Here is a 12,771-nt window from a genome sequence, read left to right on the forward strand (position 1 = left end):
TAATGAAGTTGAGAGTGTTTTTTGCTATTTTTCTTATAATAATTTTAACGGCTTGTTCATCAACGACACAGACTGTTGTTTCTGATGAATTAATCTTTTATGGTGAAGGAGAATATTGGAATGTAAGTTACATCTACAATCCAGAATTGTATGATGAAAAAAAAGTGAATTGGGTTGAAATTGAATCGAAAGACATAGAACTATCACAGGAATATATAAAAAATATTGATATTGAATTTAAAAGTAACGATGGTTTGATTACAGGGAATGTAGGAGATATGGAAACAAAAATTGAAGGTAACGTCATTTCTTTTTTAGTTGGTACTGTTAATTTTGAGACATATGAAGAAGATGAATATAAACTAACTATAAAATTTAAAGATAAACAAGATGTAATAAAGTTGCAGAAGTTGCAGAGTAAAAGTTGATATTAAACTAAAGGGTGCAGTAATCCAGAAGGATTAACGGCCTTTTTTGTTGAATTCCTTATTCAACAAACGGTGCAGGATAGCTTAATTAGGTACACAATCAAGCAAGCATAAATAATTTAGAAGCTATAATGGGGGAATTTTTGATGAATGAAAAAGATCTGTTGGAGTTCCTCACATTTATTGCTGAGGAAGATGCCCAAATTAGCACTATTGTCCGGTTTTTCATCAACCAGTTAGGCTATGATGAAAATACTTTAAAGAGCATTGTTGATTTTGGTGTGAAAATGGATATTTTACAGGTAATTAAAAATGACGAAGACTTTGAAGACCATATAGTAATAACGGGTAATGACTTAAACGAAGTGGATTGGTCAAGTTCAAATGTTAGTCACGAAATATACTACAAGGACTTTGACTATTATAAAAAAGAATTGTTTGTTTCTAATCCTAAAATACCAAATGAATTTAGGAGCTTTATTAAAGAATAATATTATCTGTTAATACATATTTTTTATTTCGCTACCGGCTGCAAGAGTTGAAGGTCTAGTTGGACCAGCAGCTCTTTTTCTTCTTCGACTAACGAGGCAGTTTAGTTAAATAAGGATTGGTGACTTGGAATGTTCGTAAGGGGAAATTTGCATTAAGGAATATACTTTAATAGGTGGTATTATAAGGTTAAGAAAAATTCAGAAGTGAGTGAGCCCTCTATAGGATTTTCTTATGTAGGCTTATGGTGGATATTTACTTATATTTCCTTAGTTCTCTTCTAATACTGTTATTTGGTGTTAATCTATTGTTAAATAAACAAACGGAGGAATTATTTTGTATTGGTTTTGGATCATCGTCAGTATTGTGTCATCCTCTTTAATTAGTTTCTATGCTATTCCTACTTATACTTTAGATAATTATAATGCTGTGATTGATGACATATTTACTATAATTTTGTTTATACCTTCGATCTCAATCTTGGTAAGTAGTATAGCGGGTATAATAACTCGTTTACTAAAATGGATTCCATTAAATTTTTTTTTGCCTATTACTCTTATAGTTTATTCTGTATGTATGCATATAAAATTAATTTATTATTATTCACAGGTTACAACCATCTTTTTAATTATCTTCGGATTAATAATAGGGAGCTTTCATTTTAGTCTTACAAAGTTGTTAGAAAAGAAAAGAGATAATAAGACAATTTTATCTCATTCGTAATTTTTTAAAATAAATAAGGCGACTCTTCATTGGTGCGTTCATCCAGCAGGATTAACCGCCATTTTTTGCAACAAACGGTGCAGGTTAGCTCAACAAGGATATTTTACAGACGATATTAAAGGTACAAATTAAACTTAATTAGAGGATTACTAATGAGAAAAAGATTAAGAAAAAAAATCTGCCAAAAGCTGATATTTCAACTTGCTGGTAAAGGGGAAGTTGAAAGGATCCGGGAGTCGTTAGATTTAGGAATAGATATTAATGCAAGAGATCGCGGTGGATATACGCTTCTTCACTGGGCAGCACAGGAAGGTCACTTAGAGGTAATTCGGCTACTGTTATCACTAGGTGCAAATATCAATTTAAAGGATGAAAATGGATTTTCGCCATTGTATATAGCTGCTGGAGAAGGTCATACACAAATTGTTGAGGCTTTAGTTAAAAATGGTGCTATTATTGACGCGAAAAGTAATAATGGTTGCACTGCATTGATCATAGCTTGCTGTTATCACCATAAAGATACAGTTGAATTGTTGATGAAAAGCGGAGCCAACGTTGATGTGGAAGATGATGAGGGGAAAACTGCTTTGGATTACTCGAAAGAGTATGATAGCAAGGAAATTGCCAGCCTTCTAAGGAAGTGAGTAAAGGGTTGCAGATGCAGCCCTTTTGCTTATTCGACTAACGATGCAGTAATGTTTAATAAGCAAGTTGCAGATGGGTAGTAGACAAATGTAGTTCATTTAAAGGGGTGAGAGGAAATTGAAGCATTGGTGGAAATTCATCATTTTAGCTGCTTGGATGTTTCTTTTTGACTATCTACACAATGTCTTAGATGTTCCTAAAAACAGTTACTATATCCTAATTGGAGTAAGTGGCGTAATATTGATATATTTTCTATTTGAGAGAAATAAAAAACACAAAAATTGATCCACAATTCGTAGATGCTGTTCAGTCGAAAACATTAAACTAAAGAGGCAGGTTAGTTGAACAATGATAAACTATAAAACAAAGGATATAGTTTTCATTTAATTTAAATTAGGAGCGTCTAATAGATGGGTAGCAGAAAAAAGATAAGAGGATTAAAAAGAAGAATTCGTAAATTTTCGATAGAATTAAGTGAATTAACCAGGGATTTTCCTGAAGACTTATCTAATGGTTATTGGGAATTACATCTTCCTGATCAAGGTTCTGAGTGGATTAATTCAGTGAAAACTCCGTTAAATGTTCGTAAAAAATGCTTACAAATATTGATAAATAGAACCAAACATCTTATTGAGGAGAAACCCACACATTATAAGAATGCAAAGGTAATGTTAATGATTGATTTTCATTATTGGTACGCAACGAAAATCGAGATTGTTATTGCGGAAAACGATGAAGAATTTTCCCTTTATAAGGAAGACGATTATACAAGATGGATTCCTTTAGATGGGAACCGTAATTTTTCCAAAGAATGGGACTTAACCATTCCAGTAGGGCTAGAAGTAAAAGGGGTTAAGGAAGAAATTAAAGATGTGAAAATGGTTGATGAAGACATTTACGGCGGAGAGATATGGTTTATAGGCGAGTTAATCTAGCCCTTCACTTTTCAAGTTCAGTGCATAACTTAAAGAGCCGGCTGCTGACAGCAGCATTAATGATTATTTAACTAAAGAGGCAGGATAGTTTAAGAAGAATTACAATATACATTTTCGTTTTGGAGGCAGGAAAATATGGATTTTGGCAAAGAATGTTCAGATAGCTTAGAGAAATCGAGATGCGGATATAGAGATGGAAATAGTTTGTATTTTACTTTAGACGAAATTAAACAACTACCAAATGTGATTATGCGTCTAAACTACATTGATGATTTAGTAATAAGCCCTTATCATATTACTGATAGTTCAGTGATGGAGGTTTATTGGTGTACTCTTTCAATTAAAGTAGTAAATGCTGTTCAAGATAAGTATATAGTGTTATTAAGTGAAGCAGGAAAAAACAGATTAGATGAAATAGAAGACCACTATATTGAACAATGGGATTTTACTTATTATGAAATTTTAAAGGATGATATTAAATCGTTTATTGAAAGTATAAATCGTTACATATCTTATATGGAAAGTCGTGAAAGTTTACTTAGCAAAGAATATGATGTACCTAATCAAAATAAACAAGGTATATACTATGAAATTTGGTAGGGTGTTGTTGAACGGGTGCGTAAGTTGAAGATCAAGGTTGTCGTTGCGGCAGCTTTTTCTTATTGTGCTAAAGATGCAGTTTTGTTGATTAAGAAGTGGCATACATTAGGTATAAAATAGCGGTTATAAAAGGAGTAAAATATTGAAAAACATAAATATTGAGAAGTTAATACTTTTTCTTATTTTTTTCGTCTCTCTAGGTTTAGGAGTATTTCAACAACAAATTATATATATAGTAATTGGAGCGATTATATACTTTCTAGTGAAACGCTATTTCCAACAAAAGAAGAAATAGCTTTCGTTATGGCTGCGTTGATCCAGGCAGGATTAACCGCCTTTTTTGTTGAAATCCATATTGAACAAACGGGGCAGATGTTTAAATAAGAAACTTATTTACGGCGAGGAGGAACAATTCTGGATAAAACAAAGGTTATGGCTTACTTTAGTGCATTAGGTGATGAATTTCCTTTAGAGATAATTACAAACACTCTGGGTTTGGAACCAACAGAAACTTATAAAAAAGGGGATATTATTGAAAGGTCTAGGTCCTCCACCAAAATCAGATATAGAAAAGAGACAGATTGGACATTGAGTACTGGATACCAAGAATCATACGATATAAATGACCAGTTGAATGTAATTCTAAAATCCCTCATTGGGAAAACGGACCAATTATCATTCCTCAAAGGGGAATATGATTTAGATTATCTTTTTATGATTGTAATTCAAATTGAAAATAGCGAAAAACCCGCAATGTATTTACAGAAAGATATCATAGAATTTGCTAGTTTAATTCAAGCGGAGATTCATTTTGATTTATATATATTTAGTTAATAAAGGTTGTTGGTAGCGATTTGCTTATTCAGCAAATGGGGTAACCTTTCTGTAATAATCTAAAGTTTGTGAACAAATGTACTTAAACTATAGGGTGCTTTAGTTTAATAACGATAGAGCCAAAAGATGTTCAGAAGGGACTCCAGGCAATAGCATTGGATCATTAAGTCCCCTTGTAAAAAAGTACAATAATCATTTCTAGATGAATAACACAGGCATTTAAGGAATCCAGTGTTATTTTTTTTATCTATTTATTATCTAAATGTTATTTTTAAGGGTATCTCTCATACCTCTGAATGCGACAGAATATTTATGGTTATAAGATTGAAGAGTATATATAGCATAAATGTCTGAAAAGGAGATTGTTAATGAGTCGTAAAGTCAATGTGGATTTAGATGAATCACTATATGAAATGTTAGCTTGGATTAGCAGTGTTACTAATACCCCTATAGAAAAATTATTAATTTTTGCAGCATATGAAACGTATATTAGTGAGGAGTTAGAAAGCAGTAAGATGAAACAAGATAGTTTAATTGGAAATATAGATAACTGGTTAGACAGTATTAGAGCGGGGACAGCAACAGATGAAGATTTTAATCTGGCTAAAGAGTACTCAACCAAATTGCAGAAAGAGATCGAAGAGGTTAGATTGAGAATAAAAGGAAAAATTCCATTCTTTGATTAGCGCGGTTTCCTCTTCTTTTGCCTTTGATAGCGATGTTTTTAATTGATTTTTCTTTTCCACACCTAATTAAACAAACCGAAACGTTGCCAAAAAACAAGAAGAAAATGTGTTACTTAACAATTTGCTTGATTCTGAAAATCCTTATTTTTGAAATAACCAATTACATTTTTCTTATTAGACCGCAAAAGCCTTAAAACACTAGAATGATTTCTAATGTTATAGGGCTTTTTTGTTTGGCCAAAAGCATTATAGAATTCACGCTAGCGTGAATTTTGGAAAAGTATGGATAAAAATTTTGTGTTTATGGAAATATATCTAAAAAAGAAGGGGAAGGTTTATGTGGAGAATAAAAAAACAGGAAGTGGAAGTACTGTTTTATACAATATAGAACCTATAGGCATTGGTACTAAAAGTGTAGAAAGCTTTACCAGTTATTTGATGCGAACAGCATACGAACATAACATTACTCTAGGGACTCTGTTCAATAAATTAATTATTCCACAACTGAAAAAAGGGTACCTGACAAGGAGTAGTTTGTATGGAGGAAATCGATTATACGAGGGAGCTAAGACTATAAATGGGTTTATGGAGAATTCACATGATTTAGTTAAAGTGATGGAAACCCTAACCGGAAGAAATGACTTAGTGAACCTAACCTTATTTAACTTGAAGGAATTTATTCCAGTCAGAAATCTTTTAAAAGAATCTCTTTCGTGGTGTCCAAAGTGTATTAATAATTGGAAAAGTACCCGGGAAATTATACATTATCCTCTTATTTGGCATATTCAACCTGTAACTGTTTGTATTGAGCATAAATGTTTACTGGTAAGTGAATGTTCTGCTTGTAATAAAAAGGTGGATATATTGCGTAGAGAAAGTATAACGGGGTTTTGTTCTAACTGTTTTGCTCCACTAGATAACTCACAAGTAAGTGAAATAAGTGATGTTGAATTGGAATTGCAAAAATTCTTTCTACAGAATATTGAGGATTTAATGACTTTGAATAAATTAGAAATCTTAAATGGTAACTATACTTGTGGATTCGCAAATAGTTTATCTTCAATCAAGGAGAATAGTTTTTCGGGGAACTTAACACTCTTTTCGAAATTCTTAAATGTTCCCAAAACTACTTTGCGATATTGGATAAATGGAGTAAATAAACCACCATTAGAAAGTCTGTTGACAATTTGCTTTAAATTAAACATAAAAATTTTAGATTTGCTATTCGAATGTGATTCATTGGGTGGTAGGATAATTCAAATTAATGACTCGCGTGTGGTTAATACAAAAGAAAGAAGCCGCAAACCAATTGATTATTCCATTGTAGAGAGCAAATTGATTGAAATTTTATCCGATAAAAGTCCCGTTTCTATGATAAAAGCTGCAGAAGCTATTGGGCATGATCGACGTGTTTTATACAAGAATTTTAATGAATACTGTAAACAGATTTCTCAAAGATATAGTGACTTTATTAAAGAAAAGTCAATCCAAAGAATTGATTTGTTAAAAAAAGAAATTAATATCGCCTTCAATTCATTATCAACTGATGGGGTTTATCCAAGTCGCAGGAAAATGGAACAAGTGATAAATAAAAGTGGATTGTTAAAAGAAAGAGTACTTCAAGACTATTGGAAAACCTTATTAACTAAGAACGGATTTGCAGAATGAATAGGAGAATATTTTCGGAAAAGAACAAACACAAGAGGAAATTTTCCATACTTTTAATATTCATTGCAGAAATAATTGGAGGAAATTTTGGGAAAAGAGAAGACTCAAGAGGGAATTTTCCATACTTTTATTTCTAACTTCAGATAAGGGGGATACTTGTAATGATGAGTCCTGAAGAATTTGAACAGTGGGCAGGACAACTTAATTTAACAGAAGAAGCAAAAAAAGAAATACAACGTATTAGGAATTCACCGCCGTCAAGAAGAGTTGGGGGCGGGAAGTATAATGTAGCGGGGAAATATAGTAGTAGAAAAATGGGGGAAACAATTCAGTTTGAAAGTCATAAGGTAGAGTTACCAGTAATTTATATGTTGGAATTTGATGATAATGTTCTTGAATATTACGATCAACCCCCTTTAATGACTCTAAATTACTTTCAAAGTAAAAATGGTAAAGATAAAAAAATGGGCTATAATTATACACCTGACTTTTTCGTTATTGAAAAAAATAGAGCCTATTGGGTTGAATGTAAAACAGAAGATGAACTGATAAAAAGGTCACAAAACAACCCAAATAGATACTTTAAGGAAAACGGGAAATGGATATTCTCACTCGGAATAAATTATGCAAAGGAACTTAACTTAGGATTTCTTGTTCGCTCATCAGCTGATATAAATTGGAGACTCCAACGGAATCTAACTTATTTAGAAGACTACATTGTAAATGACTATACATTTGATAGTCAAAAACTTTGCCGCATAAAAGATATTATTTTATCTTCTCCGGGTATGTCCTTAAGACAACTAATTCAAAGCTCGGAAGGCGAATTTTCTACAGATGATATTTACGCCTTAATTGCTAAACACATTATATATTTTGATTTATACAATTCAGTTATAACCGAGCCAGAAAATGTAAAAGTTTTCTTAAATAAAGAACAGAGCAAAATTTTTTCTATAGTAGAACAATCTAAAAAGCATGACAGGAAAACTAATAAAATCGAAATGAAAAGCGGTAGTAAGATTTTATGGGGAGAAAATACCTGGACTATTTTAAATATTGATAATGTAAAAAAAGAGATTTATTTATATTCAGATGATGAACGAAAACATGCACCACCTTTTCCAATTCATATATTTGAAGGGTATATCTCAGAAGGAATAATCAAAGGATTAAATAGTGAAAGTGATATTGATAATAGTATAAATAAAATAATCTGTCAGGCAACTGAATCTGATTTACGTATTGCAAATGATAAGTATGAGACTGTATCTAAACATCTTCAAGGAGAAAGAATTAGTTTAGACCATGTTACTGATAGGACTCTAAGGAACTGGGTTAAAAAGTATCAAGAGGCGGAAGAGTTATACGGGTATGGTTTTATTGGATTGTTACCTGAAACTAAGAAAAGAGGAAACCGTCAATCCAAGCTTCCAATTGAAACTTTAAAGATAATGGAAGAGGTAATTTCGAATAGCTATAAAACAATTAAACAAAAAACAGCAAGAGCAGTTTTTGGAGAGATATTGGTTAAATGTGATCAGGTAAATACTAAGCGACCATCATATGTAACGGTTTGTGAAAATATAAAAAATCTGAGTGCCTACGATGTTGAATTAAATAGAAAGGGAAAACGCGCAGCCTATAAACACGAAGAATTTTATATGGAATTAGAATTAACAACCCCAAGGCATGGGGAAAGAATTTTTGAAACTGCACATATTGACCACACTGAATTAGACATTGAGTTGGTTATCAATGAAAAAGAATCAAAAAGACCTTGGTGTACTTTTATGGTTGATGCTTTTTCAAGACGAATTCTTGCATTTTATTTAACTTTTGAACCACCATCTTATAGGTCCTGCATGATGGTTATTAGGGAATGTGTAAAAAACTATAATCGTTTACCTAATTATATTGTAGTTGATGGCGGAAAAGAATTTAATAGTATTTACTTTGAGTCTCTACTTGCATTATACGGTGTTCATAAAAAGGAGAGGCCAGCAGCAAAAGCAAGATTTGGTACTGTGGTTGAACGATTATTCGGTGTAGCGAATAAATTATTTATCCATAGGTTAACAGGTAATACCCAAATTATGAAAAATGTAAGGCAAGTTACCAAGTCGGTGAACCCTAAAAATCATGCTGTTTGGACATTAGAGGGTTTGTATGAAAGACTTGAGAGTTGGATAGGAGAAGTTTATGACAATAATGAAAATCCTTCATTAAACAAAAGTCCAAAAGAAGCCTTTCTTAAATCTAAAGAATTATCTGGGGGCAGATTGAATACTTATATTCCTTATGATGAAACGTTTATATTAATGACCATGCCATCTGTATCTGGAAAAACGAGAAAAGTGTATCCCGGTAAAGGAATTAAATTAACTTACGGATATTATTGGTGTTCTAAATTTAGAGATGGGAAAGTCGAAAATACTGAAGTTGAGGTAAGGTATGATCCATTTAATATTGGAGTGGCATATGCGCTAATAAATAATAATTGGGAAAAGTGTCGTTCTGAACAACACTCTGTCTTCAATGGGAAGACGGAAAAACAACTTAAAGTCATAGCTGAAGAGCTAAGACAAAAGAGGAAACTTCGTTCCACAAATGGAGCGATAACGGCAAAGAGAATTGCTGAATTTATTCTTGAATCAGAAGATATGGAAGAAATGCTTGCTTTGAAAAAGTACAAACCGATTGAAACTAAACCGAATCTAATGATTGTTGATCATGAAGCCACAAAAAATGTTACTAATATCGTCTTAGAAGAATCGGAAGATGATAATGATGATGAAATAGAAATTTATGGGGAGTTAATATAATGAAAAACGGTAACCATGAAAGAGCATTCCCTGAAGAGCTTTTGGGAAAATCAAAGGAAGAACGTGTAGAATTCTTTAAAAACTATACTGTAGCACACCCAAAGATGGGATTAGTTTTAAAAGAATTAAAAAAAGAAATATATACAGGAGATTGCAACGTCATATTGATTGTGGGACCATCTGGGGTTGGTAAATCGAGATTATTTGAAAGAACTCTAAATTCGGTTTATCTAGATATGGCAGAACAAATGGAAGCTGATAAAAGTATTATCCCTATTACGGGGATTGAATTGCCAAATCCGGATTTAGGTAAATTTAATTGGAAGGATTTTTATTATAGGGTGCTGACAGGACTTAATGAGCCCTTAATTAATCACAAGTTTGATTATCAAAAATTTATGAGCCAAGTTCCACAGGGGAAAATTAGTACAAGAAAGGCTGAAACAGCACCTGAGCTAAGGAGATCAATAGAGAAGGCATTTTATTATAGAAAGACAAAGGCCTTGCTGATTGATGAAGCTCAACATTTCTTTAAGATAACAAATGGAATAAATGTTGATATTGGTGCAGGTGTTGGTATTACAAGGCAATTTAACTCCTTGAAATCACTTGCAAATATGGCTAATAGCAAAATAGTTTTATTTGGAACTTACGATTTAAATGCTGTTATAAATCTTGATGGACAATTATCAAGAAGGGTAAAAGAGATTCACTTTTCAAGATATGATTATAGGGAAAAGCAAGAGAAGAAAATGTTTAGAAGTGTATTAGGTACATTTGAAAAGTTGTTGCCTGTCCACTTTGAACCTAATTTCATTGAGCATGAAGAATTTATTTACGAAAATTGTGTTGGATGTGCAGGAATTTTAAAAGATTGGCTGCAGAGATGCCTTGCATATGCTATTGAGAATGATGAAAAAACTATTACAATGGATAATTTAAAGAAGAATGCTTTACAAACTCAGAAATTACTTACATTAGCTGAGGAAGCGCTAACAGGTGAATCGACATTTATTGAAAAAGAAGAAGATAGAGAAGAGTTAAAATCACTTTTAGGTACTAGGAAAAAAGAAGAAAAGGTTAAGAAACCAACAAAACAAAAAGGCAATAATAATCCCGGAAATCGAAATCCTGAGCGGGATGCTGTAGGTCAATAAAGGATTAGTGAAGTTAAAATAATTGAGTGGATTAGATTATTAGCTACTCAATTATTTTTTCATTTAATATTTTTGTTTTAGGGGTAGATTTATGAATAGTTTAGATAGTAGGTTAATAGAAAAAAAGAATAGTTATAATCACCTTCAATCGACGAGAAGTATATTATATGCATTAGAACCAGTGGGTATTGGAACACCATATGTAGAAAGCTTAACCAGCTATATTTGTAGGTTGTCAATTAATCATAATGTAGTATTAGGAACATTGCTAAAAGAAGTAATTGGACCATTTATAGATAATCCTTATCTAACAGACTATCTAACAAAAGGACGAGATATTTCTAAATCGTATCTTATTAATGGACTTGGAAAAACAAGTGCGAGTTTCATAAATGTTATTGAAAAATTAACTGAAAGAAATGACATACAGTATCTTACTATGAATAATTGGATTGGTGTATTCTCAAATAATATAACTGTCAGCCATAGAAGATGGTGTCCTTTTTGCCTCAACCAATTTAAGCTTGATTCTATAGAGATTCATGAACCTTTAATTTGGTCCATATCAGATATACAAAAATGTGATATTCATGAAGCAGTACTCAGAGAAAAATGTCCTGAATGTGGGAAAAAACAGAGATTTATTCAAAGTAAATTAATTTTAGGCCACTGTTCGTATTGTTATACATGGTTAGGTGAAGCTGTAGATCGAAGATATTGTGAGGAATTATCTGAATACGAGACTTTTATAATAAATAACTTTAAACAGCTCATTGAAAAAGCCCCTGATTTAACTTCTTTTCCAACTAGAAATAAAATTAGTAGTATACTATCGGTGATAAAAGAAAAACTTCGAATAAGCAGCAATGCTAAATTATCAAATTTTTTAGGGGTGAATAATCCAACATTATGTACATGGATAAACAATCAGGCATTGCCAACTCCGGAAAATTTGCTCCAAATTACAAAGAAAATTGGAAGCACTATTTATGAATTGATTTATAAAGATGAAATAAATATTAAAATAGGCATACCTAATGAGAAAAATTTAAAAACTAAAAAGAAAGTTTCAAAAAAAGAAATGGAGGAGCACCTTACAGAAGCCACACATTCAAAAGAACCAAAAAGTCTAAATCAAGTAAGTCGTGAAGGTGGATTTAGTCATGAGGCTGCAGAAAATAATTTTCCACTTCTAAGTAAAATTATCAAGAAGAATTACGCTTCCTATCAAAAAGACAATCGAATCAAAAAACAATTAAAATTGGAAAAGACTTTAACCGATTGCCTAGATTTAGAAATACCAATAAGCTTACAAGAATGTCTACATGTATGTGGGGTTCCACCTACTACTGCTAAAAGATATGTTCCTGACTTATGTAAAAAGGTAACTGTAAGGCATAGGGAATATCTAGCTAATCAATCAAAAGCTCGAGAAGAAAAAATCTCAGGGGAACTTAAAAATGTTATTTTAGATTTACACAATAAAGGTATATATCCTAGCATTAACGCAGTTACTAATTTTAGTACTATTCCAGGAATATTAATTGAAAGAAAATATTATGAATTAAGGATAAAAATTTTAATATCTTTGGGATATAAAATATAATAATCAAAATTTTGGTTATTATATTTTTTTGTTTTCACCGATCAGTATTAGGGAAAATTTTTCTTAATATAGAAATCAAAAAGGGTACAAGTTAAATAAAAGCGAATAAAGCATAAAATTTCCTCGAACAAAAAAATAAAGCATAAGATTTCCTGAAAATATATAAATAGGGATG

Annotated in this window: 11 protein-coding genes; all 11 read left to right on the plus strand. The window is 31.7% G+C overall.

Annotated features, from left to right (window positions below):
* Positions 1-2 precede the first annotated feature (2 nt).
* The 11 genes from J7E37_RS19115 (at position 3) to J7E37_RS19165 (ending at position 12,596) form a co-directional block, all read left to right on the plus strand.
* Positions 3-428: a hypothetical protein gene (locus J7E37_RS19115; RefSeq protein ID WP_215026392.1), complete on the plus strand. Its 426-nt coding sequence runs from the start codon at positions 3-5 to the stop codon at positions 426-428.
* Positions 429-574: 146 nt separating this feature from the next.
* Complete coding sequence (locus J7E37_RS19120) at positions 575-919, plus strand: hypothetical protein (RefSeq protein WP_215026395.1); 345 nt, start codon at positions 575-577, stop codon at positions 917-919.
* An 873-nt stretch (positions 920-1,792) separates the two neighbouring features.
* The gene (locus J7E37_RS19125; protein WP_215026398.1) at positions 1,793-2,284 is read left to right on the plus strand and encodes an ankyrin repeat domain-containing protein; all 492 of its coding nucleotides are present in this window, start codon (positions 1,793-1,795) and stop codon (positions 2,282-2,284) included.
* Between the two features lie 411 nt (positions 2,285-2,695).
* Positions 2,696-3,220 carry a DUF3916 domain-containing protein gene (locus J7E37_RS19130; protein ID WP_215026401.1) on the plus strand — a complete coding sequence of 175 codons (525 nt, stop codon included), beginning with the start codon at positions 2,696-2,698 and terminating at the stop codon, positions 3,218-3,220.
* Positions 3,221-3,355: 135 nt separating this feature from the next.
* Positions 3,356-3,820 (plus strand): hypothetical protein, encoded by a 465-nt coding sequence (locus J7E37_RS19135; protein ID WP_215026404.1) that lies wholly within the window; start codon positions 3,356-3,358, stop codon positions 3,818-3,820.
* A 432-nt stretch (positions 3,821-4,252) separates the two neighbouring features.
* Positions 4,253-4,654, plus strand: a complete 402-nt coding sequence (locus J7E37_RS19140) for a DUF4279 domain-containing protein (protein WP_215026407.1) — start codon at positions 4,253-4,255, stop codon at positions 4,652-4,654.
* Between the two features lie 368 nt (positions 4,655-5,022).
* Complete coding sequence (locus J7E37_RS19145) at positions 5,023-5,340, plus strand: hypothetical protein (RefSeq protein ID WP_215026409.1); 318 nt, start codon at positions 5,023-5,025, stop codon at positions 5,338-5,340.
* A 339-nt stretch (positions 5,341-5,679) separates the two neighbouring features.
* A complete protein-coding gene (locus J7E37_RS19150; RefSeq protein WP_215026412.1) occupies positions 5,680-7,008 on the plus strand; it encodes a TniQ family protein in 1,329 nt (442 codons plus the stop codon).
* 161 nt (positions 7,009-7,169) lie between these two features.
* Complete coding sequence (locus J7E37_RS19155) at positions 7,170-9,833, plus strand: TnsA endonuclease N-terminal domain-containing protein (RefSeq protein WP_215026414.1); 2,664 nt, start codon at positions 7,170-7,172, stop codon at positions 9,831-9,833.
* Positions 9,833-10,990 carry an AAA family ATPase gene (locus J7E37_RS19160; RefSeq protein ID WP_215026415.1) on the plus strand — a complete coding sequence of 386 codons (1,158 nt, stop codon included), beginning with the start codon at positions 9,833-9,835 and terminating at the stop codon, positions 10,988-10,990. The genes J7E37_RS19155 and J7E37_RS19160 overlap by 1 nt, the downstream gene beginning before the upstream one ends.
* Before the next feature lie 91 nt (positions 10,991-11,081).
* The gene (locus J7E37_RS19165) at positions 11,082-12,596 is read left to right on the plus strand and encodes a TniQ family protein (RefSeq protein WP_215026417.1); all 1,515 of its coding nucleotides are present in this window, start codon (positions 11,082-11,084) and stop codon (positions 12,594-12,596) included.
* Positions 12,597-12,771: the final 175 nt, after the last annotated feature.

The sequence above is a fragment of the Bacillus sp. ISL-39 genome (assembly GCF_018613295.1).
Lineage (GTDB): Bacteria > Bacillota > Bacilli > Bacillales > Cytobacillaceae > Mesobacillus.

Bases quoted from the DNA above. Each gene is read 5' to 3' on its own strand.
- J7E37_RS19120 (WP_215026395.1), top strand. From the start codon at position 575: ATGAATGAAAAAGATCTGTTGGAGTTCCTCACATTTATTGCTGAGGAA.
- J7E37_RS19135 (WP_215026404.1), top strand. From the start codon at position 3,356: ATGGATTTTGGCAAAGAATGTTCAGATAGCTTAGAGAAATCGAGATGC.
- J7E37_RS19155 (WP_215026414.1), top strand. From the start codon at position 7,170: ATGATGAGTCCTGAAGAATTTGAACAGTGGGCAGGACAACTTAATTTA.
- J7E37_RS19125 (WP_215026398.1), top strand. From the start codon at position 1,793: ATGAGAAAAAGATTAAGAAAAAAAATCTGCCAAAAGCTGATATTTCAA.
- J7E37_RS19115 (WP_215026392.1), top strand. From the start codon at position 3: ATGAAGTTGAGAGTGTTTTTTGCTATTTTTCTTATAATAATTTTAACG.
- J7E37_RS19140 (WP_215026407.1), top strand. From the start codon at position 4,253: ATGGCTTACTTTAGTGCATTAGGTGATGAATTTCCTTTAGAGATAATT.
- J7E37_RS19165 (WP_215026417.1), top strand. From the start codon at position 11,082: ATGAATAGTTTAGATAGTAGGTTAATAGAAAAAAAGAATAGTTATAAT.
- J7E37_RS19145 (WP_215026409.1), top strand. From the start codon at position 5,023: ATGAGTCGTAAAGTCAATGTGGATTTAGATGAATCACTATATGAAATG.
- J7E37_RS19130 (WP_215026401.1), top strand. From the start codon at position 2,696: ATGGGTAGCAGAAAAAAGATAAGAGGATTAAAAAGAAGAATTCGTAAA.
- J7E37_RS19160 (WP_215026415.1), top strand. From the start codon at position 9,833: ATGAAAAACGGTAACCATGAAAGAGCATTCCCTGAAGAGCTTTTGGGA.